The sequence below is a fragment of the Streptomyces sp. NPDC104202 genome (assembly GCF_055584185.1).
In genome coordinates this window covers 53,521-76,091 of sequence record NZ_JBVJMN010000015.1, presented here as the reverse complement: position 1 = coordinate 76,091, position 22,571 = coordinate 53,521, and the positions used below count along the sequence as shown (strand labels likewise).

Here is a 22,571-nt window from a genome sequence, read left to right as displayed (position 1 = left end):
CTTCTCAGGCGGCCCCACCGTTCAGTTCGAACCACACGACCTTGCCCACCGCGTTGTCCTCGACGCCCCAGGAGTCGGCCAGGGCCTGGACGAGGACGAGTCCTCTGCCGTGCGTACCGTCGTCGGCGGGCGGTGCGTCCGGTGCCTCCAGGCCGGGGACGAAGTCCCGGACCTCGACCCTGAGCTGCTCGGGGACGACCGTCGCGGTCACGACGGCGCCGTGGCCGGTGTGGACCAGGGCGTTGGTCACCAGTTCGCTGGTGAGCAGCTCGGCCACGTCGGAGGCGCCGGGCCCGCCCCATTTCCGCAGCATCTCGCGTAAGGCGTGCCGCACTTCCGGCACCGCGGTCAGATCCGCCCCTCCCACCTTCCTGAGCAGTTGAGTCGGCTGTCGCGCCTCCCCGGCCATATCCCCCACCAAGCGTCGTCGAACGGGCTCACGGGATGCATGCCCCGCCGGGGCGCCCGCATTCCCTCAGGGGCGGGGCACGTTCCGCAGGTTGGAGCGGGCCATCTGGAGCATCCGTCCCACGCCGCCGTCGAGGACGATCTTGCCCGCGGAGAGGGCGAAGCCGGTCACCATCTCGGCGCTGATCCGGGGCGGGATGGAGAGCGCGTTGGGGTCGGTGACGACGTCGACGAGCGCGGGGCCCTTGTGCCGGAAGGCGTCCCTGAGGGCGCCCGCGAGCTGCTTGGGCTTCTCGACCCGCACGCCGTAGGCACCCGCGGCGCGGGCGATGGCCGCGAAGTCGGGGTTCTTGTTCGTGGTGCCGTAGGAGGGGATCCCGGAGACGAGCATCTCCAGTTCGACCATCCCGAGCGAGGAGTTGTCGAAGACGACGACCTTCACGGGCAGGTCGTACTGGACCAGCGTGAGGAAGTCGCCCATCAGCATGGAGAACCCGCCGTCGCCGGAGAGCGAGACGACCTGCCGGTTCCGGTCGACGAACTGGGCCCCGATGGCCTGCGGCAGGGCGTTCGCCATGGAGCCGTGGGTGAAGGAGCCGATGATCCTGCGCCGCCCGTTCGGCGTGAGGTAGCGGGCGGCCCAGACGTTGCACATGCCGGTGTCGACGGTGAACACGGCTTCTTCGTCGGCGAGTTCGTCGATCACGGAGGCCACGTACTCGGGGTGGACGGGGACGTGCTTCTCGACCTTGCGGGTGTACGCCCTGACCACGCCCTCCAGGGCGTCGGCGTGCTTCTTCAGCATCTTGTCGAGGAAGCGCCGGTCGGTCTTGGCCCGGACGCGCGGGGTGACGCAGCGCAGGGTCTCGCGCACGTCTCCCCAGACGGCGAGGTCGAGCCGGGAGCGGCGGCCGAGCCGCTCGGGCCGGACGTCCACCTGGACGATCTTGACGTCGTCGGGCAGGAAGGCGTTGTACGGGAAGTCGGTGCCGAGCAGGATCAGCAGGTCGCACTCGTGCGTGGCCTCGTAGGCGGCGCCGTATCCGAGCAGCCCGCTCATGCCGACGTCGTACGGGTTGTCGTACTGGATCCACTCCTTGCCGCGCAGGGCGTGGCCCACCGGCGACTTCAGCCGCTCGGCGAACTGCATCACCTCGGCGTGCGCGCCGGCCGTGCCGCTGCCGCAGAAGAGCGTCACCCGATCGGCTTCGTCGATCATCCGGACCAGCGCCTCGATCTCGCCGTCGCCGGGCCGGACGGTGGGCCGGGAGGTGACGAGGGCGGACCCGGACGTCTTCTCCGGGGCCGGCTGGGAGGCGATGTCGCCGGGCAGCGAGACGACGCTGACGCCGCCCCGGCCGACGGCGTGCTGGATGGCCGTGTGGAGGAGCCGGGGCATCTGCCGGGGGCTGGAGATGAGCTCGCTGTAGTGACTGCACTCCCGGAACAGCTGGTCCGGATGGGTCTCCTGGAAGTAGCCGAGGCCGATCTCGCCGGACGGGATGTGCGAGGCGAGGGCCAGGACGGGGGCCATCGAGCGGTGGGCGTCGTACAGGCCGTTGATCAGGTGCAGGTTGCCCGGCCCGCAGGAGCCCGCGCAGGCGGCGAGGCCGCCGGTGATCTGGGCCTCGGCGCCCGCGGCGAAGGCCGCGACCTCCTCGTGCCGCACCTGCACCCAGTCGATGTCGGGGGTGCGGCGGATGGCGTCGACGACCGGGTTCAGGCTGTCGCCGACCACGCCGTACAGGCGGCGGACGCCCGCGCGCACGAGGATGTCGACGAACTGTTCCGCCACGTTCTGTTTGGCCATGGCTCCATCAACACACGGCCCGGCGCGTTACGCCTCCCAGACGGCGACCCCCGTGCGGTCGTCGGCGTAGCCGGTCACCCTCAGCTGCGTGTCGGCGAGGAAGGCGGCGAGACCGGGCGCCTCCTGGCCCGCCCAGCGGTCGGCGAGCGCGTGCGCCAGGGCCGGTTCGCCGCGCATCGGCTCGGCGAGGCCCGGGGAGGCGAGGAGCAGGGTGTCGCCGGGGCGGGCGACGGAGGCGCGGAAGCGGAACGGCTCGGAGGGCGGCGGCACGGGGTCCTCGACGAGCGGTCCGGGGGCGGTGGTGATGCCGAGGTCCATGGTGAGCCGGTCGCCCTCCTCGGTCGCCTCCGGGGCTGCGGCGGGCGGCGGCGATCCGAAGCCGACGACGGGTGCGCCGACGGCGGCGGCTTCGGGCAGGAGCGGTTCGAGGTCCTGCCACGAGCCGTCGCGGAGCCGGAAGAGACCGCCGCCGCCGATGCCGAAGAAGACCCGGGTGCGGCACTCGGGGTCGGCGGGCAGCAGCAGGCAGCGGAGGGTCGCGGTGTACTCGTCGGAGGCGAGGCCCCGCTCGGCGGCGCGGGCCCTGAGCTTGCCGTACGTGCGGTCGGTGAGCCGGTGCAGCCCGGACTTGAGGTCGCCGCGGCGGCCGGACCTGATGTCCTCGGAGAGCCGGGCGTGGCTGCGGCAGACGGCCTCGGCGATCCAGTGGCAGGCGTCGGCGGCGGCCAGGTGGGCGTCCTCGGCGGCGCGGGAGCCGGCGGCGACGGCGACGAGGACGAGCGCGGTCTCGTCGTGGCCGAAGCGGGCGGTGAGCAGGGCGTCCCTGCGGGGTTCGCCCCGGTAGCGGGCGGAGTCGCCGCGCGTGGAGGCGGCCCGGACGGTGCAGGTGCCGTAGCGCGCGCCGTCGAGGACGGTGTCGGCGACGAGTTCCGCCAGTTCGCCGGGGCGGGCGACGGGCAGGGCGGTGGGTTCGGACTCGTAGGTGGGGGGTCTGCTCCCGACGAAGCCGGTGCGCGGCCGGGGAAGGTCCACGGGCACGGCGACCTCGACGGTGAGGTCGGCGCCGGGCGGGGCGTCCGGCCCGGCGGCGTCGTCGTCCTCCGGATCGGCCTCCGGGACGTCCCACGCGTCCGCGTCCGGGGCGGAGGGGACGCGGACCTGGACCGTCTCCGCCTCGGTGGGCGGGGAGGGCGGGGCCGGGAAGGTCCGGGGGCCCTCCTCGGGCACCTCCCAGGGCGCCCGCGCGGGCACGGGGGCCGGCGCGCGGACGGGGGCCGGCGCGGCGGGGACGGGTGGTGGGGCGGTGGGGACGGGTGGTGGCGGGCCGGGCGCCGGCGGCGGGTCCGGCGGGCCGGTCGTGGCGCGCGTCGCGGTGTCGAAGTGGTCGTCGAGCGTGTCACCCGGGACCGTCGGGGCCGTGTCCGGCGCCGCGTCGTCGTAGAGCTCGTCCCACCAGTCGTCCCCCTGCTGAGTCATGCCCTTATTGTCCACCGCGTACGGCGTCCGAAAACGGGACATCGGGAAACCGCTGCTGCAAACGGGTGGTCCACGGGAAAGTGGTCCGCCGGGCGGCCCCACCCCCCACGGGAAGGACGCCCGGCGGACCGGCGTGATCAGCGCACGTCGTAAGCGCGGACCACGGTCTGGGTGACGGAGTTGCCGTGGGCGTCCGTCAGTTCGGTCCTCAGCGTGACCTGCCTGCCGGTCGCGTCCGCGTGGTTCACGGTCGCGGTCCAGCCGCCGCCCTGCTGGGAGACCCGCGCTTCGGTCCAGGTCGTGCCCCCGTCGTAGGAGTACGAGAGCCTGGCCGAGGTGAGCGCAGCGGGTGTGTAGCCCGCGTGACCCGTCGCGGTGAGGCCGATCTGCTGGCCGTCGGTCGCGGCGAGGGTCTTGAGTCCGTCCTCCGGAAGGTCGTACCGGGGGAAGAGAATCGGGATGCCCTGAGAATAGACGCTCTCGTCAGCCTTGGAGGTGAATTTCCATACCGAATTGACGGCGGTGGAGCGTTCCCACACCCTGCTGCCGATCTTGGTGGTGTTCTGTTCGAGCGTGTACGTCCCGGCTTCGGCCGGTACCTCGAAGACGCCGAACGGCCATCCGGTCTCGCCGAGGACCTCGCCGTCGCGGCTGAGCCTGAGGCTGCCGATGTCCCCGAAGGAGCCGGGCACGGCGTGGTGGGTGTTGTCGCCCCACATGGCGTCCGCGAAGCCGATGAGGTCGCCCTGTCGCTCGGCGACCAGGACGGGCTCGCCGGCTCCGTCGCGCGGGGCGGTGGGGGCGAGGACACCGTCGTACCAGTGCTCGGCGCGCCGCTCTCCGGCGGTGTAGGCGCGCGGGGTGGCGACCATGATCTCGCCGAAGGGGAAGCTGCTGCCGACCATCGGCTCCCAGACCGTGTCGCCGGCCGAGTAGAGCTCGGTGCGGGTGCCGGGGGCGGGCACCGTCTCCAGCGAGCCGAAGCCGATCCGCACCCCGTCGGGGCGGCGCGCGGCCGGGAAGTCCACGAAGTCGGTGGCGACGCCCGCGGAGCCGTAGGTGGCCTCGGTGCGGCCGAGCCGGGCGTCGCGGACCCGGTAGCTCCGGTCGTCCCGGATCGCCCGGGTCTCGGGGAACGCGAGGTTGTAGACGTACGGGCTCCTGGCGGTGGCCCTCCAGGCGAGGGTGACCTCGCCGGCCGCCAGCCGGCCGCGGAGGGCGGCCGCCTCGTCGGCGGGGACGGAGAGGACCGGCAGGCCGAGGCCGGTGAACCCGCCGCTCGGGTACCAGCGGCCGGGTGCCTGGTGGTACGTGACGACGGCGACGGCTCCGGCGGCCTTGGCGTTGCGGGCGAGGGTGCCCGCGCCGGTGGTGTCGTCCGGCAGCCGGACGAGGGCGACGCGGCCCCGGACCCCGGCGGCGGCGAGCTCCTCGGGGGTGCCGGTGCCGGCGTCGACGAGGCGCGCGGAGCCGGTGCCGTCGAGGTTGTCGGAGGCGACGGAGGCGGTGAGCGGGTGCAGGGTCAGGCCGTCGGCGGTCCGCAGCGAGGTGATCTGCGGGGCGGCGGCGCGCCAGTAGCTGCCGAACTCGAACTCGCCCTCGTCGGCGCCGCCTTCGACCGAGGCGTAGTAGCTGCGGAGGGTGCGCGGGCCGGCGGCGGTCCCGGCGTGCAGCCAGACGTCGCCCCAGGAGCGCGCGAACGCGAGGGTGGCGCCGCGGAGTTCGGAGGGACGGTCGGTCCGGACGGACAGCTCGTGGGCCTTGCGGGCGTCGAGGACGACCGTGGTGTCCTTGCTCAGCTCCAGCTGCGGGCGGCCGAGGTAGGTGAGGGAGTCGGTGAGCCGGGCGCCCTCGCCCGCGTCGGGCGTGGTGACGAAGGAGGAGAGGAAGTAGCTGCCGGGGCGCAGGCGGTAGACCTGGTCGGCCGCCCCGTCGTTGAACCGCCGCTCGCCGCCGGCGTCGTCGGTGCCGATGACGTCGAGGGAGGAGGCGCCGGTCGCGGGCGCTCCCAGACGGTCGATCAGCTTCACGCGGAGGGTGACGGTCTCGGGCTCGACGTAGAGCGAGAAGGGGGTGGAGACGTGGACGCCGCCGGGGCCGGTGGCGAGGACGCGGCCCGTGACGTCGCCGTACTGGGCGGGCTCCAGGCGGGCGTCGGGGGCGATCTCCAGCGGGACCCGGACGGTCGCTCCGGCGGGGACGGTGACGGTGCGCGCGCCGAGGCGGGCGACGGTGGCGGGGGTCCCCCCGGAGGACGTCCGCGGCCGGACGGCGGAGCCGTCGTTGCCGGTGACCTTCTCGACGGCGAGCCGCAGGGTGACGGGGGCGGCGGAGGTGTTGGTGTAGGGCACGGAGACCGTGGTGCGGTCGCTGCGGTCCTGCGGCCAGGCGTAGGTGCCGGCCTGGACGGCGGGGGCGCCGAGGACCGTCTGGTCGATCGCGGCCTTGACGTCGAGCCGGCCGCCGCCGACCTCGCGGACGTCGCCGGGGAGGTCGCTCTCGGCGGAGGAGACGAGGGCGGCCTTGATCTGCTGGGCGGTCCAGTCGGGGTGGCGCTGCTTGACGATGGCGGCGGCGCCCGCGACGTGCGGGGTGGCCATCGACGTGCCGGACATGGACCGGTAGGCGTACACGCCGCGGCCGCCGGCCGCGGCGGCGGAGATGCCGACGCCCGGCGCGGCTATCTCGGGCTTGAGGGTGTGGGTGACGATCGTCGGGCCGCGGCTGGAGAAGTACGCGGTGGAGTCGTCGCGGTCGGTGGCGCCGACGGTGAGCACGCCGGGGGCGCAGCCGGGCGAGGAGACCGTGTGGAGCGTCGGGCCCGAGTTGCCGGCGGCGATGACGAACAACGTGCCCTCGTTCCGGGCGAGTTCCTCGGCGGCGACGCTCATCGGGTCGGTGCAGTCGGTGGGGACGGGGCTGCCGAGGCTCATGGAGACCACGTCGGCTCCCTGGGCGACGGCCCACTCCATGCCGGCGATGATCCAGGAGGCGGCGCCGGAGCCGGAGTCGTCGAGGACCTTGCCGTTGAGGAGCCGCGTGCCGGGTGCGACGCCCTTCTTCCTCCCGTCGCTCGCGGCGCCGGAGCCGCCGACGGTGGAGAGGGTGTGGGTGCCGTGGCCCTGGTGGTCGTCGGTGGTCTCGGAGTCGGTGAAGTTCTCCGAGGCGGCGATGCGGCCCTTGAGGTCGGGGTGTTCGGCGTCGGCGCCGGTGTCGAGGACGGCGACCTCGGTGCCGGTGCCGTCGTAGCCGGCGGCCCATGCCTCGGGGGCGTGGACCTGCTTCGTCGACCGCTCCAGGGTGGCCTGGACCTTGCGGTCGAGCCAGAGCTTGCGCAGCCCGGAGGCGGAGCGGGCGGCGGGGGCGGTGACGTCGGTCCAGAAGGTGGCGGCCTGCTTCTTGTCGGCCTTGAGGGCGACGCCGTCGACGGCCCTGAGGACCTGGCCGCGGCGGGCGCCGCGCGGGGCGGCGGGGACCGAGCGGGCGAGGTCGGAGCCGTAGACCGCGATGAGGGGCAGGGTGGCGGTGGCCGCGTCGTCGTAGCCCTGGCGGACGAGTCCGGTGACGTTGAAGAGCTCCTCGTCGACGCGTCCGGCGGCGAGCGCGTCGGTGGCGGCCTCGGGGTAGACGTACAGGTCCTGCCCGGAGCGGCGGGTCTGGACGAGGGGGACGGTGCCGTCCTCGCGGGGCAGGACGGTGGCCGCCGGGGCGCCGGCGGCGTCGTGGGTGACCAGGACGCGGTCGCCGGTGACGAGGGTCACCGTGGCGGCCCGGCCGGCCCCCTCCCCGGCGCGGGCCGGGGCCCCGCTGCCGACCAGCGGTCGCTCGGCGGTCGCACGGTCCTGCGGCTCGTCGGCCATGGACGGCGCGACCGCGGTGACGACCAGGACGGCGGCGGTCGCCGCCCCCAGGGCCGTACGCGAAATCGGACGCATCGCTCTCCCCATCTGAATCCGGAAAAAGGGCGCAAAGGCCCCTTCTCCGAAGGCTGTTGGTGCTGCGGTGGCGCCACATTGGCAGAGGTGAGGGCGGTACAGGGATGATGGGCGAGGCGGGAATGCGCCGTGGCCGTTTCCCGCCAGGTCACCAACGGAACGAATGCCTCCGGCGAACGCCCCGGGAAGATCCGGAGCGCCCGCCCGGGGTACGGCGAGGGGTGGGGCATCCATGCTGGGAGCGATAGGACTCGACGAGCGCCAGGAGTCCGCCTACCGCGCGCTCGTCGCGCTGGGCGCGGCGGAGGTCGCCGACCTCGCCCACCGGCTCGCGCTGCCCGAGCAGGAGACCGAGCGGGCCCTGCGCCGGCTGGAGTCCCAGGGCCTGGCCGCCCAGTCCTCGGCCCGCACCGGCCGGTGGGTGGCGGCGCCTCCCGGCGTGGCGCTGGGGGCGCTGCTGACCCAGCAGCGCCACGAGCTGGAGCAGGCGGAACTGGCGGCCGCGCTGCTCGCCGAGGAGTACCGGGCGGAGGCCGCGGCCGTCGCCGTGCACGACCTGGTGGAGGTGGTGACCGGTGCGAGCGCCGTCACCCACCGCTTCCTCCAGCTCCAGCTGGGCGCCGCCGAGGAGGTCTGCGCCCTCGTCACCGGGAAGCCGATCGCGGTCACCGGGATGGAGAACGACGCCGAGGAGCAGGCGGCCGGACGCGGGGTCCGCTACCGGGTGGTGATCGAGCGCGAGGTGCTGACCCTCCCGTCCGGGCTGCTGGAGCTCTCGGCGGCGCTGGGCCGCGACGAGCTCATCCGGGTCGCCGACCGCGTCCCCACCAAGCTGGTGGTCGCCGACCGCTCCCTCGCCATGGTCCCGCTGACCGGACGCGGCGCCGAGCCGGCGGCGATCGTCGTGCACGCCAGCGGACTCCTCGAGTCGCTGATGGGGCTCTTCGAGTCGGTCTGGCGCGAGGCCCTGCCGCTGCGGCTGGGGGCGGGCGCGCAGATCACCGAGGACGAGGCGCCGGGGCCGGACGTGATGGACCTGGAGATCCTCTCGCTGCTGCTGGCCGGGATGACCGACGCGAGCGTGGCCAAGCAGCTGGACCTGGGGCTGCGGACCGTCCAGCGCCGGGTGAAGGGGCTGATGGAGCTGAGCGGGGTGACGACCCGGCTGCAGCTGGGCTGGCACGCGTACGAGAAGGGGTGGGTGGCCCGGAGCTGACGCCGGGTCGTATGACAGGCTGAGCGGCTGGTTCCGCATGCCGGCACCGGTGTCCACCGCCGTCCGGCGCCCCCCTCGCCCCCAGGAGTTCCCCCGATGAACGGAAGGCGCCGTCGCGCCCTGCTCGCCACCGTCCAGCCCCTGCTCGAAGCCGGTGAGCGGGTCGAGGTCACGGCCGTCGTGAACCTGAGCACCGTCTCGGCGCGGCGCACCGCGGCCTTCGCCGTGGCCTCCGCCATCGCCTCCGGCGGCGCCATGGCCGTCATACCGACGCCGACGCCGATGTACCTGACGATGACCGATCGCCGGATCATCGTCCACCGGGCGGACCCGGTCTTCGCCAAGCCGGTGGAGCTCGCCTTCGCGCTTCGCCGCGCGGGCCTCGTCCGCACGGAGATCCGGGAGCGGTTCGTCAACTCGTCGTTCGTCGTCTCCCCGTCCGGCGGCGGGGACGGCCTGCGGATCGTCTTCCCGCTGCTCGGGCGCAAGGAGCGCGACCTGGTGGCCGCCGCGCTGCCCGTGGCCGGCTGACGGGCCCCGCCCCGTACTCCATCCGCCCGTCGCGACCTGCGAGAACCCGCGCGGTGCTGCACGCTGGGCAGCGTGGGTGTGTGGCAGCTCCTGATGATCGCGACGGTGATGCTGCTCGGACTGTTCGGGGTACTGGCCCCCGGCGTGCCGGGGACGTGGCTGGTGTGGGCGGCGGTGCTGTGGTGGTCGCTGCACGAGCGGACCGACCTCGCCTGGATCCTGCTCGTCTCCTCGACCGGCCTGCTGCTCCTGAGCCAGGTGGTGGTGTGGCAGCTGCCGCCTCGGCGCTTCCGGGGGGTCGGCATCACCCGGCGGATCGTGGCGTACGCCGGGGCGGGAGCCCTGCTGGGCTTCGTCCTCGTCCCGGTCCTCGGCGCGATCCCCGGCTTCGTCGGCGGCGTCTACCTGGCCGAACGGCTCCGCCTCGGCGGCCACGGCCAGGCCCGGGCGGCGACCCGGACGATCATGCGCGCGGCCGGCACCAGCGTGCTCGTCGAGCTCTTCGCCTGCCTCCTCATCGTGGGCGCCTGGGCGGGCGCTGTCCTCTGGGGCTGACCCGGCGGCCGCGCCCGGCTCCGCCCCGGGACCGTTCAGGGCCGGACGGGCCCGGCCGCCGCCGGTGCGCCGAGGTAGCGGGTGGCGTAGGACCGCCAGGGGCGCCACTCCTCCGCGTCCGGGCCGTCCGGCGGGGATACGTCGGGGTCGCCCAGGGCGCGCATGCGGATGAGGGCCGCCGCGGCGGCCGTGACGCCCGGGACGGCGAGCAGGGCGCGCTCCGCGTCGTCGCGGTCGGCGCCCGGGTCCAGGCGTACGGCGCCGCCGGCGAGGGCGCGGGCCAGCGGCCCGGCGACGGGGTGGCCGACGAGGGCGTCCGGCGCCGGGAAGACGTGGGTGAGGGTGCCGCAGGCCACGGACAGCGGGGTGCCGTGGGTCTCGACGGCGCGGGCCGACTCCCCGGGTCCCAGGACCGTGCGCAGGGCGAACTCCTCGGGCGCCGCCGTCCCCGGGGAACGCACGCCCGGCCGGGCCGCCACCTCCGCGGCGAGCCCGGGCGCGGCCCCGAGGCGCTCGGCGACCGCGTACGGGTCGGCGTCCAGGTCGAAGAGCCGGCGCAGCCGGTGCACGGCGGTGGTGAGGTCCCGCAGCTCCGTGAGGTGGATGCGGGCGTCCAGCCACCGCCCGGCGGAACGCTCGTCGACGGAGACGACGCCGGTGCCGTACGGCAGGCGGAGCGTCCGCCGGTAGGTGCGCGTGCCCCGGGCTCCGACGACCTCCTCCACGCGCGGCACGGCCTCGGCGGCGAGCAGGTCGAAGACCTCTCCGGCCGCGTACGGCCCCCGGTGGGCGAGGCGCAGCGGCACCCCGGCGGCGAGGGCGGTACGGGCCCCCGCACCGCTGCCCGCCTCCGCGCGGAGGGCGGTGGGGGTGCGGGCGTAGACGGCGCGGATGGTGTCGTTGAACTGGCGGACGCTGGCGAAGCCGGCCGCGAAGGCGATCTCGGTCACCGGCAGGCCGGTGGTCTGGAGCAGCAGCCGCGCGGTGTGCGCCCGCTGGGCGCGGGCGAGGGCGACGGGCCCCGCGCCGAGTTCGGCGGTGAGCTGGCGCTGCACCTGCCGGGTGCTGTAGCCGAGGCGTCCGGCGAGGCCGGGCACGCCCTCGCGGTCGACGACGCCGTCGCCGATCATCCGCATGGCGCGCCCGACGACGTCGGCCCGCACGTCCCACGCGGCGGAGCCCGGCACGGCGTCGGGCCGGCAGCGGCGGCAGGCCCGGAAGCCGTGGCCCTGGGCGGCGGCGGCCGTCGGGAAGAACGAGACGTTCCGCCGTTTCGGGGTGACGGCGGGGCAGCTGGGACGGCAGTAGATCCCGGTGGTCCGGACGGCGAAGAAGAACTCTCCGTCGAACCGCGCGTCCCTGCTGCTGACCGCCTCGTAGCGGGTGTCGTCGTCCCTCATGCCTCCCAGTGTGCGGCCCCCCGCCGCGCCGGGCTCGCGGGTTTCGGACACGACCCTCCCGCCCTCCGGACCGGCTACCGGGCCCGGCCGCCGCGCTTCAGCTCACCGGCGGCGCGCCCCTCCCGGCCGATGCGCTTCCAGTCCTTGAGGATCTCGGAGCGCAGCCGGGCGTCGGTCTTGGCCACGATCCGCTGGTTCTCGCGGAGCAGCTTGCGGTAGCTCTCCAGACGGCGCACCGGCAGCGACCCGTCCTCGATCGCCGCCGCGACCGCGCAGCCGGGCTCCGACTCGTGGGCGCAGTCGTGGAAGCGGCACTCCCCCGCCAGCTCCTCGATCTCGGCGAAGACCTGTCCGACGCCGACCTCGGCGTCCCAGAGCCCGACGCCGCGCAGTCCGGGGGTGTCGATGAGGACGCCGCCGCCCGGCAGGACGAAGAGGTTGCGGGTGGTGGTGGTGTGGCGGCCCTTGCCGTCGACGTCACGGGCCGCCTGGACGCCCATGACGTCCTCGCCGACGAGCGCGTTGGCCAGGGTCGACTTCCCGGCGCCGGAGACGCCGAGGAGCACGGTGGTGCCGCCCGCGACCGTCGCGGCCAGCACGTCGAGGCCCTCGCCCGTCTCGGAGCTGAGCGGGAGCACCTGGACGCCGGGGGCGACCGTCTCCACGTCCTCGACGAGGTAGGACAGCCCGACGGGGTCGGGCACGAGGTCGGCCTTGCTGAGGACGACGGTCGGCTGGGCGCCGGACTCCCAGGCCAGGGCCAGGAAGCGTTCGATCCGGCCGAGGTCGAGCTCGACGGCGAGGGAGACGGTGATGACCGCGTGGTCGACGTTGGCGGCGAGGATCTGGCCCTCGGACCGCTTGGACGACGTGGACCGCACGAAGGCGGTCCGGCGCGGCAGGATCGTCCGCGCGTACCGCGGATCACCCCCCTCGGGGTCGACGGCGACCCAGTCCCCCGTGCACACGACCTTCATCGGGTCATGGGGAACGACGAACGCCGTGTCGGCACGGACGACACCGTCAGGGGTGACCACATCACACTGACCGCGATCGACACGGACGACCCGCCCCGGGACCAGGCCCTGGGCGGCGTACGGGGCGAACTCGGCCTCCCAGCCCTCGTCCCAGCCGTAGACGGCGAGCGGATGCTGGACAGCAGAAAGAGAAGACGAGTGGAGCGGAGCGTTGAACAAGGGGAACCCTTCGAAGGGTGGCCCCGGCGGCGCGCTCCGAGCGCGCGGATCGAATGGGTGTCAGCCGGAGACCACAGGGGTGGGAACGATGAACTCCTGAATGCGGGCAGAGCCCGTCACCGTGACAGTCATCAATGTCCTCACCTCCTGCTTCTTCTCGACGAACCGACATCGTCCCTTCCGGGAACGGATGAGCAGCACCATAGCGTCGCCCCAGGGCACGGCACCACCGATTAAATCCAGGACCTCACCTGCCCGATCTCGGCTGCGGGCGCCCCGCCGTCACGCCGCGAGTCGCACAGAGTCCCGGGCCGGCACGTGGTAACTCCGCCGTGAACCTCCGACACCTCTCCGCCGCCCCCGACATGAAACCGGGCACCGAAACAGAAACCCGACAATCCGACACTCGGGCTCGTGCCGGTACGGCGTCATCACTCTCTTCCCGCCGTCTTTGGGCTCCCCGGGTGAGAGTCCTCGTGCTTCCCGCCGATGAGGCGGGAAGCACGAGGACTCCCCGAGGGGCCGACACCCCGGACGTACGGTGGCAGGGCCGTCCGATCGTCAGGGGATGCTCCCCCGTCCGCTACGTGTCAGCGGTAGGCGTCGAAGAACGGACGTTCCACCTTTCTCGCGATGGAGAACGGGCGGAATTCCCGATCCGTCAGAACCCGGTGGACGAACTCCGAGGTCGAGAGGTCGTCGAACCGGTGCCACTCCTCGAGCGGCGAGGTACGCGCGACGATCGGCCACGTCTCGGGGCTCTTCTCTGCGTCTGCCAGCCAGTAATAGGAGGCTTCCGTCATCGACGTGCCCCAGAGAATGAGGCCTTCACCCCCCTCGAACACCTCGTAGGGGTCGAACAGGGCCTGCACCTGCGCCCCCTTCGCCATCTCCTTCAGCGACTTCCACCGCCCCAGCAGACTGTGCGATCCCGCACGGTCCACCGGAAGCACTTCCAGAAACCCGCTGAAGGCGCCGCGGCCGAATACTTCGCAGAGCTCCTTGAAGTCGGCCGGGAGGGGAGTTCCGAGCTCGCTTTCGACCTCGCTCCAGCCCACTTCCCGCCGCTCGGACCGCCAATCGGTCGCGGAGACGAGTTCACTGACCTGATTCATGCTGTCTCTTCCTGGTCCCTACTGATCGACGCTGAGATGGAACCACGGAAGACTCTCCCCGCCGATCACCTGGGCATACCCGGTGAGGGTGGGGTTGGTGCTGTTCCCCGCATAGGACGCCTCGATTCGGTAGAAGACCGTCTTGCCCTGTGCCAGTTGCTCCCTGATGGCCCTTTCCCACCCGGCCATGGAGACCTGGTTGACATCGGCGGGCAGCGGCACCAGGTTCCGGCGGTCGACGCCGCTGCCACCGAACTCCCGCGCCAGGAGGTGCGCCCGGTCCAGGCCGGACCCAGGCTCCCAGCCCTTGGGGGCGGCGGCCCAGTCGTCGGGCGACTCCAGCGGCCAGGGGGCCGGGGAGCCGACGATCTTCGTGTTCCGGTCCGGGTACTTGAGCGTCCCCTCGTCGTCCTTGTAGTTGAGGTCGGCGCCGTTCAGGCAGGCCCACACCCCCTGCGCGCGCCCCTGCGAGTCGAGCGGCTCGTAGTAGATGACCGTGTTCTTCTGGGTCTGGCAGTCGCTCTGGTTGGCCGGGGTCGTGTCTCCGTAGGGGTCGTACTCGTACTGCTCGTCAGGGGTGGTGACCAGGCCCTTCTTGTAGTCCGGCCGGTCCCCGACCTCCGACTTGCGGTCCTCCTCGGTGCGCGCCGGGGTCCACCCGATCACGGTGCTGAAGACGTCCCACATCGTGACGATGGGCACCCGCCGCACGGCGGTCTTCGTCCCGCCGCCGAGGACTCCCTTGAGCGTGTCCCACCAGTCGTGGCCGTCGTACTCGACCCGGCTGGTGGGGTTGCCACCGGTGAACGCGTAGCGGTTGCCCGTGTACGGATCGCTGCCGAGGCTCATGTCGGACAGGGCGCCGTTGTACATGTCCCGGGTGGTGAAGCGGTTCAGACCCGGGTCGTAGTCACGGAAGCCCATGTCGTATGTACCCGCATGGGCGTCCCAGCGCTTGGCGTTGAAACGGTACGGGTTGTACGACTCCTTGGTCGGATCGCCGGCGTCGGGCTTGTCGATGCCGGTGAACTCCGCCTCGACGTCCGAGCCGTAGGCGGTGTAGCCGTAGGTCGACTTGGTGTCGCCGTTCTCGTCGGTCAGCGCCTCGACGTCGGTGTGGCTGTTGTAGCCGTAGTAGCCGTCCTCGGTCGTGCCGTCCGCGTTGTGCTTGACCTGGGAGAGCCGCTCTCCCCACGGGCTGTACTGGTAGCTCTTCTCGACCTTGCCTGCGGTCTCCTCGTTCAGCACCTCGCCGCTCAGGCCGAGATAGGTGAAGTCGGTGGTCTTGCCGTCCGCGGTCTTCGAGGAGGTGCGGTCGAGCGGGTCGAAGGAGTACGTGGTGGACTTCAGCGCGCCCGTGCCGTCAGCCTTCTGGGACTCCACGACGTGGTCGAAGCCGTCGTACACGCTCCGCTCCACGACCCTGCCGTTCGCGGTGACGGATTCCTGCCGCCCGAACGGGTCGTAGGTGTACTTCGAGGTCTGTCCGCCCGCGGAGGCGGTCAGCAACCGGTTGCGGTCGTACTCGAAGGCGGTGACGACGCCCGCGACCGTCTGGCTGACGATGTTCGCGTTGTCGTCGTAGACATAGCTCTCGGTACCGGCTGCGGTACCGGTCTTGACCGACTTCGACAGCCGGTCGACCGGGTCGTAGGTGTAGTCGGTGGTGGAGCCGAGGTACGCCGCGTGGTCGTCGGCGTTCATCTTCTTCGCCACGTCCTGCGCCTTGTTGCCGTTGGCGTCGTAGGCGTAGGTGTGCGAGGCGACGAGGGTGCCGGAGCCCTTCTTCTCCGTGGTCGACCGCAGCGCACCGTCCAGGAAGTACGTGTAGTCGATGGTGTTGTCGTTGGCCTTGGTCTCGCGCAGCCGCAGACCGCGGTCGGTGTAGGTGTACGAGGTCACCTTCGGCGCGGGGTCGGTCGCGGACTTGCCGACCGACACCGTCCTGACCAGCTCGCGCAGGTCGTAGGTGTACTTGGAGTACTGGTCGGGGTGGGTGATCGTGTCCACCTGACCGTTGGCGTCGTACGTGTACGACGTCGACTTCTTCTCCTGGCCGGCCAGCGACTCGGTCACCTTCTGGAGCTCGTCGAGGCCCGTGAACGTGAGCGTGTACGCGTCGACCTTCGCGCCCGACGAGGTGTCGGCGACCGACGTCAGGTTGCCGTTGACGTCGTAGGCGTAGGAGAAGGTCTTCTTCTCCGTGTCGGCCGGATCGCCGGACACGTCCCTGACCAGCTTGACGCCGTCCGCGACGACGACACCGGCGCTGTTCTGGTCCAGCTTCAGCGCCGTGCTCTCACCCTGCTTGAGGACGTACGAACCCACCTGGACCCAGGTGCCGACGCCGGCGTTCTGGTCCTTGGCGACCGCCGGTTCCGTGGTCGTGCCGTGGGTGAGGGTGTACTTGGCGGTCGTGGCGGCCCCGGTCACCTTCGGGTACTTCACGTACGCCGTGTACGTGCCGTCCTTGGGGATGTTCAGCGTCCAGGTGAACGCGTCCGTGCCGGTGCCCGCAGCGTGCGTGCGATGGTCGTACCCCTGCTGGCCGGTGATGTCCCCGGTCGTCCAGGTGCCGGTGGAGGACGTGCTCTGCGTGTCGGAGTTGTCCACCAGGACCACCGACTTGCCCGCCGGGACGCCGTCGTCGGACTTCGACCGCAGCTTGCCGTCCGGGTAGAACGACCAGCTCATGCTGCGCTCCGAGGAGCCGCCCGCCGAGGTCAGGGTGCGGTTGGTCTGCTGACCCAGGGCGTTGTAGTCGTAACGGGTGACGATGTCCCAGGGGTCGGTGGACTTCTTCGTCCAGCCGTTGTCGAAGTACTCGACCGTGGTGTCGTTGCGGACCGTCTCCTTGTCGGACGGCGGCATCGACGTCCTGACGACCCGGCCCACCGCGTCATAGTCGGTGCGGGTGTAGACGTCCGCCTTGTTGTGGCGCGGGTCCGCCGGATCGTAGGGCTGGTACTGCTTGACCGGACGGTTCAGCGCGTCGTACTCGGTACGCGCGGCGAAGTCGTCGGCGGCGGCCGTGTCCGCACCGCGCGGCGTCGTCACCTTCGTGGTGTTTCCGACCTGGTCGTACTCGTACCGCGTCGTCCGGTAGACGACCGGCGAGGTGCCCGAGTGCGGCGCCTTGACCTCGGTCTGCTTGCCGCGCTCGTCGTAGGTGATGAGCGTGGTGTTGTTCTCCGCATCCGTCGTGGAGAGAACCAGGGAGTCCTTGTCGTACGTCGTCCTGCTGGTCTTCCCGATCGCGTCCGTGGTGACCGTGCCCCGGTGGTTCAGGTCGTACTCGGTCTTCGTCGCGAAATCGTCCGGGTCGGAGGTGGCGTTCTTCTTCGGGTCGACCACCTTGACGACATTGCCGACGTTGTCGTACGTGTACGTCAGCTTGTCCTGGTTCGCGTTCACGACGGCGACGAGCCGGTCGAGTACGTCGTACGTGTGGGTCGTCGTGTAGGACCCCGCGACCGCGCCGGAGACGTTGCCCTTCGGCTCGGTCTTGGCCGTCAGGTTGCCGACCTTGTCGTACGTGTATGTGGTCTTCCGGTCCACGGTGTTGTTGTTCGCCGGGGCGGTGGCCTCCTTGACCTGGTCCGCCGCGTCGTACACGGCGGTGGAGGCGGCGCCGTTCGGAGCCTTCGACGTGGTCACGTTGTCGTTGGCGTCGTACACCGGGGCGGGCGTGGTGATCAGGACGCCGGCGTTCTGGTCCTTGGGCACCGTCTTGACCAGCGGACGACCGAAGACGTCATAGGTCTGCGTGGTCTTCTTGCCCAGCGCGTCGGTGAGTTCGGTGACCTGTCCACGCTCGTCGTAGGTGGACGTGGTGGACTTCCCCAGCGCGTCCGTGATGACGGCCGGGAAACCGGTCGGGCCGAAGGAGCTGTTCGTGGTCGCGTTGCCGTTGGCGTCGATCACCTTGGTCATCTGGCCGTACGAGTCGTACTCGTACGAGGTGGTGTAGTCACCGGCCGTCGCGGTGGCGACGCCCTTGGGGTCGGTGACCGTCTTCAGGTTGCCGAAGGGGTCGTAGCCGAACTGCCACTTCCGGCCCTCGGGTGAGGTCTTGGTGAACAGGTCGGCCGCGTAGCCGTCGGCACGCGTCCGGTACTCGTACTTCTGCGCATCGGCCGGATAGACGCCCGGAGCGCAGTCGCTCTGCGCGGGGACGCCGTTCTTGTTGTACTCGGCGCTGCGCTGCCAGAGCGGGTAGCCCGTCTTCTGGTCGTAGCAGTACGCGGTCTTGGCGCCGTTCGCCTCCTCCATGTACGTGACGTTGTTGTCCGCGTCCCAGCTCATCTTGCTGGTCTCGGACTTGGCGTTCGTCGTCTGGACCGGGCGACCGAAGTCGTCCGTCACGTAGTCGGTGGTGTGGTTCTGCGCGTCGGTGACCCTGGCATCGGTGAACTCGGGGTTCGCCGTGTCCTGCGTGTACGTGAAGCCCGTGGCGCCCTGGAGACGGTCGGTGATCGTCTTGGTCCACCAGTGGTACTTCGGGTCGTCACCGGTCTGCGGGTAGTTGTACGCCAGTGAAGTGGCGTTGCCGCGGGGGTCAGTGGCCTTGACGAGCTTGACGTTCTTGTTGCCCTGGGTGGCGTCGTACTCGAAGCCGAAGACCTTCGGCTGGGTCGAGCCCGCACCGTCCGTCAGCTTCGTCAGCAGACCCTTGTCCGCATACTCGAAGGTCAGCTTGCGACCGGAGATGTCGCTCATCGACTTGACGTGGTCGATGATCTTCGGGTTGGGGCTGTCAGCCTTCGTGAAGTAGTCGATCGTCAGCGACTGCCGGCCGGCCGGGTCGGTGACGTACTTGAGGAACTTCGTCGGCTTGTTGTTCGACTTGCGCTCTTCGTAGGTGAAGGTCTGCGTGTTTCCGTTCTTGTCGACCATCGACGTCATGAAGCCGTCGCAGCCGAACAGGAATCGGGTGCCGTCCGGACGGGTCAACGTCCAGGCGTCGGGGACAGGGTCCTTCAGCGGGGTGCAATCAAGACCGGGCTTCGCCGTCAGCTTGAAGTGGACGCCCGCCGGGGCCTTCCATGTGCCTGCGGTGGCGTCCCAGCGGAAGACGTGCGTGGTGCCGTCGCCGTCGGGCAGCTTGATCTCGGTCGGGTTCGGCCTGGGGTGGAACTCCAGGGGAGCGCCCAGGCGGATCGGACCGGAGACCTGGGCGGACCAGCCGTGGCCGAGGACCGTGTCCGACGTGTCCAGGCTGTTGTACGCGAAGCGGGCGAAGGTCGTGACGCCGCGGCCCGGGTTGGAGAACGCGTTGTACTGCCAGACGCTGTTGCCCGACGCCGTGTTGTTCATGACGGTCGAGCCGGCGCCGGTGTTCTTGCCGGTATAGGAGTAGAACTTCTCCAGGCCGAGCTGGTTGGAGGTCGGGTCCTCGACGGCGACGTTCTGCTTCAGGCCGGGGATGCCGGAGGTGCCTGAGGTCCAGGTTCCTGCGGTCTTGTTGTAGACGTCCCAGGTCAGGACGTAGTCGGTGCGCTTGTTGCCGTTGTCCGAATTGATCGGCGTCTTCACCACGGCCTGGAGGTCGACGCTGTCACCCAGGGCGACGTTCGACGGCAGCGCCGTCTGCACCTGGTTGCCACCGTTGGTCACGTCCGTGCCGTCGGGCAGCGTCCACTTGTAGGTCAGGACGTGGTCGGCGGTGTTCCAGGTGGAGGCGGTCGTGTTGGTGAGGGTGAAGTCGACCGTGTAGTCGGTGTTCGGCGTCATACGGGCCGGGGTCTGCGGCGCGTAGTACGTGGACTCCGTGGTGGAGTCGATGTACGTGACCACCATGCGCGGGGCCAGGCGCGGCTCGGCCCCCTCGGAGGACAGGAACAGCGTCCGCTCCTGCGAGGCGGCCTCGTCAGCCATCGTGATGGCCACGCCCTTCTGCGAGGACGGGGTCGTGACCCAGGACCGGGCGAGGGAGGTGACGTTCCAGTCGTGCCGGGCCGGGTCGTTCGTCATCGCCCCGACATCACCGACGGAGACGCCGAGGTCACCGCCGGGGGTCGTCCAGCTGGTGGCGGCATCCGCCTTCACCCAGGTCGCGGATTCGTCGAATTCGCGGTTCAGTGGCCGGAGTTCGTAGACGGCACCGGTGGTGTCCTGGGCAGTCTGGGTGGACCAGAGGCGGACCTTGGCGTCCAGGACCCGGGCCGTGGCGGGAATGCCGAGAGCCGGGAACTTGAGCAGAGCGCGGGTGTCGCCGTAGGCGGCGGAGTTGTTGCCGACCGACAGCCAGTTCTTCGCACCGCCGTCGTCGATGGTGTCGTGCGGAAGCATGGACTGCGTCGAGGACAGGGTGGTGTCGTGCGATGCGGCGAACACCTTCGTCGTACGACCGGCCTTCGGCAGACGTACGAGCTGCGTGGGCGCTGCGACGACCTGCCCGTCCTTCGTCTTCACGGCGACCATGTAGTAGTAGGCGCGGCCGAACGGGTCCGGATCGTCGCCCTTGGTCGGTACTGCCGTCGTGTCGGTGAACGACGTGGTGCCGGAGGCGACCGGGGCCACGAGCGTGGCGGCGGACGGCGTGAAGGCCTGGCTGATCGAGCGATGCACCTGGTACTCGACCAGGTCGTCACCAGTCCCGATCGGGTCCTTGTCCTGGTAGGCCGACCAGTTCAGCTCCGCGCCGGTGTCGTGGATGGTGGTCGGGGCGGCGAGGTCGACGCCCTGACGGCCGAAGGTCAGGACGAGGCGCGGGTAGTTGGCGGTCTCACCGCCGTACCCGAACTCCGAGCCCTCGTAGCGCGGACCGCCCTTGGGACCGGTCGCGGACTCGTCACCGGCCTTGATCACGAAGCCGTTGTTGACGTTCGTGCCGTCGATCCAGGACTGGACGGTCTTGGTGACGGGGAAGGAGTGCCAGGTGTTCAGCTCACCGGGCTGCTTGGTGACCACACCGCCCTTGGTGAACCGCACCGCATCCGCGATCACCGAAGTCGCGGTGGAAGCGGGACCGTCACCGAGGACGATCTTGCCGAGCGTGCCCGCCTTGAACGGGTGGGAGCCCAGCGTCTTCCACACGCCGGCGGTGCCGGCCTGCTGGTTGACGGTGTAGGCCTTGCTCCCGCCGTCGTAGGTGACGGTGTACGGGGCGTTCGTGGCGCGGTCCGAGGCGGGGACGTAGTGCGTCTCGACCTGGTAGGTGCCGTCCTCGGGAAGACTCGGCTGCCAGGTGTAGTTGTCACCCGCGACCGCGTCCTTGTTGTACACGTACGTCTGGTTCACCGCGTACTGCGTGTACGCCGTGTTCCCCGAGGCGGGCCAGGCGCCGACGGCGGCCGTACGCCCGGCCTCGCCGTTGTCGACCACGACCGCCGTACCCGACAGCTCGCCGGTGATCGCGTTGGCGTTGTTCCAGGTCGCTCCGGACTCGGTCCACGCCTGGGTGGCGCGGTGCGCCTCCAGCTGCACCTCGGTGTCGCCCGTGGTGTGGGTCTGGTCGAAGTACAGCTTCAGATCGGCCGAGTCGAGCTTGGTGCCGGCCGGGATGCTGCTGACCGGGAACCGGATCAGGGCACGGGAGGCGCCGGTGGAGGTGTTGCCGACGGACAGGCGCCAGTTGTCGTCGTAGTTCGTCGCCGGACCGTCCGACGAGATCATCACGTCCTGCGCCGTGGTCGGCGTCGGGGCGATCGAGATCGTCGGGTCGATGGTCACCGGGTACTGCCGCTCGGGGGCGGCCAGCCACTTCGCGTCCGGCGTGACCGTGAGCTTCCAGCCGCGACCGGCCTTCGTCAGCTTCTGGGCCACGTTCCCGCTGTAGGCGGAACCGTACGGCGCCTTCGCGTCCTTCCGCGCGTCCGTCATGAACGCCGCGGGGATGACGAGGACCGGGTCCGCGCCCTCACCGTAGAAGGAGATCGAGCCGTCCTTGTTCTGCTTCGGCGTCAGGCCGCCCGCGTCCAGGGTGAACGTGAAGGACACCGGCCCGGACGGCTCGGCGTCCAGGAGGATGTTCTCCTTGACCCGCCCCGGACCGACCGCGTACGACAGGTCCGCACCGGACACCGCGTCCTTGTACGTGACCGTGTTGTCCTCGGCCACCGGCGCAAGCTTCCCCGCGCCCTCAAGGCCCAGGGTCACCGCATGCCCGCCGGCGGCCTCGAAGCGGACCAGCTTGCCCGCGTCGGAGCCGAACCAGCTGCTCGCGGCATTGGTCGTGTTGGAGAAGGCGAAGCCCTTGTCCTCTGTCGGGACGACCGTCGGGTCGATGTCCTTCCAGGACTTCCCCGCCCGGTACCCGGTCGGGACGGCCGACACCTCGGCCTGCACGCGGCCGTCGGACAGCTGCCAGTAGCGGGCGTTCGCCGTCCGCCTCCCGGTCAGCTCGGCGACCCGCTTCGGCTTCGGAGCCGCCTTGCCCTTCGGCAGCTTCTCACGACTGGGTATCTCATGCCGGTCGTCCGCCGGCGGCTTCACGTCCTGCGGTTCGTCGTCCGAGAACCAGCCCAGAGCCGTTTCGACGACACCCTTGCCGTCGTCCCGCCCGGGCGGTCCAGAGGGCGGTGCCGCATACGCGGCCTGCGGCAGTAACGTTCCCGCCACCGCCGACACCACCAGACAGGAGACGTACCTCCTGTAGGAGCTTCGCACCTTGATGCCTTTCCGTGCGGCGGGCCGGATCCCGCGCAGGCGAGAAGTCGGCCCACACACGGAAAACAGCACGCCTAGTGAGCCCGCCGGAGACTTCCGACGCGCTTGGAGCAGTGCCGCGCCCGCAGGACCGCACACAGGTGAGCTCAAGCTCGCGATCACGGCGCACGGATACTCATCAGTGAAGTGATGGACTGTCAACCAAGTGGACATCCCGGAGCATTGAGTACGGATGGGCATGCACTTCGCCCGATACCGGCCAGGTGTTTGATTCTGGCGGAATTGATGGTGTGCGAGCCAAAGCCGACCGAGCCGCTTC

The 22,571-nt window shown here is 71.1% G+C and carries 11 protein-coding genes; 3 read left to right on the top strand and 8 right to left on the bottom strand.

The annotated features are described in order from the left end of the window. Positions 1-4: 4 nt before the first annotated feature. The 4 genes from ACZ60W_RS13120 to ACZ60W_RS13105 all read right to left on the bottom strand — a co-directional run bounded on the left by ACZ60W_RS13120 (position 5) and on the right by ACZ60W_RS13105 (position 7,629). The gene (locus ACZ60W_RS13120) at positions 5-409 is read right to left on the bottom strand and encodes an ATP-binding protein (RefSeq protein ID WP_469755406.1); all 405 of its coding nucleotides are present in this window, start codon (positions 407-409) and stop codon (positions 5-7) included. 66 nt (positions 410-475) lie between these two features. Then, on the bottom strand, positions 476-2,218 hold the full coding sequence (locus ACZ60W_RS13115; protein ID WP_469755405.1) for a pyruvate dehydrogenase: 1,743 nt from the start codon (positions 2,216-2,218) through the stop codon (positions 476-478). Between the two features lie 27 nt (positions 2,219-2,245). Beyond that, entirely contained in the window at positions 2,246-3,694 is a 1,449-nt protein-coding gene (locus tag ACZ60W_RS13110; RefSeq protein WP_469755404.1) for a protein phosphatase 2C domain-containing protein, read from the bottom strand. 137 nt (positions 3,695-3,831) lie between these two features. Continuing rightward, positions 3,832-7,629, bottom strand: coding sequence for a S8 family peptidase (locus tag ACZ60W_RS13105; protein WP_469755403.1), 3,798 nt, complete (start codon positions 7,627-7,629; stop codon positions 3,832-3,834). Positions 7,630-7,861: 232 nt separating this feature from the next. Between ACZ60W_RS13105 and ACZ60W_RS13100 the strand changes: the two genes are divergently transcribed. The 3 genes from ACZ60W_RS13100 to ACZ60W_RS13090 all read left to right on the top strand — a co-directional run bounded on the left by ACZ60W_RS13100 (position 7,862) and on the right by ACZ60W_RS13090 (position 9,931). After that, the gene (locus ACZ60W_RS13100) at positions 7,862-8,845 is read left to right on the top strand and encodes a helix-turn-helix domain-containing protein (RefSeq protein ID WP_469755402.1); all 984 of its coding nucleotides are present in this window, start codon (positions 7,862-7,864) and stop codon (positions 8,843-8,845) included. A gap of 96 nt (positions 8,846-8,941) precedes the next feature. After that, on the top strand, positions 8,942-9,376 hold the full coding sequence (locus ACZ60W_RS13095) for a hypothetical protein (RefSeq protein WP_469755401.1): 435 nt from the start codon (positions 8,942-8,944) through the stop codon (positions 9,374-9,376). Positions 9,377-9,448: 72 nt separating this feature from the next. Further along, positions 9,449-9,931, top strand: coding sequence for a DUF456 domain-containing protein (locus tag ACZ60W_RS13090; protein WP_469755400.1), 483 nt, complete (start codon positions 9,449-9,451; stop codon positions 9,929-9,931). A 35-nt stretch (positions 9,932-9,966) separates the two neighbouring features. On the opposite strand, the gene ACZ60W_RS13085 is transcribed toward ACZ60W_RS13090, so the two are convergent. From ACZ60W_RS13085 to ACZ60W_RS13070, 4 genes are all read right to left on the bottom strand, one after another. Then, positions 9,967-11,331 (bottom strand): DNA-3-methyladenine glycosylase 2 family protein, encoded by a 1,365-nt coding sequence (locus ACZ60W_RS13085; protein WP_469755399.1) that lies wholly within the window; start codon positions 11,329-11,331, stop codon positions 9,967-9,969. A gap of 74 nt (positions 11,332-11,405) precedes the next feature. Further along, a complete protein-coding gene (gene rsgA, locus ACZ60W_RS13080) occupies positions 11,406-12,527 on the bottom strand; it encodes a ribosome small subunit-dependent GTPase A (RefSeq protein ID WP_469755398.1) in 1,122 nt (373 codons plus the stop codon). A 590-nt stretch (positions 12,528-13,117) separates the two neighbouring features. Then, positions 13,118-13,642 carry an SMI1/KNR4 family protein gene (locus ACZ60W_RS13075; protein ID WP_469755397.1) on the bottom strand — a complete coding sequence of 175 codons (525 nt, stop codon included), beginning with the start codon at positions 13,640-13,642 and terminating at the stop codon, positions 13,118-13,120. Between the two features lie 18 nt (positions 13,643-13,660). Then, positions 13,661-21,259, bottom strand: a complete 7,599-nt coding sequence (locus ACZ60W_RS13070) for a golvesin C-terminal-like domain-containing protein (protein ID WP_469755455.1) — start codon at positions 21,257-21,259, stop codon at positions 13,661-13,663. Between the last annotated feature and the right edge of the window lie 1,312 nt (positions 21,260-22,571).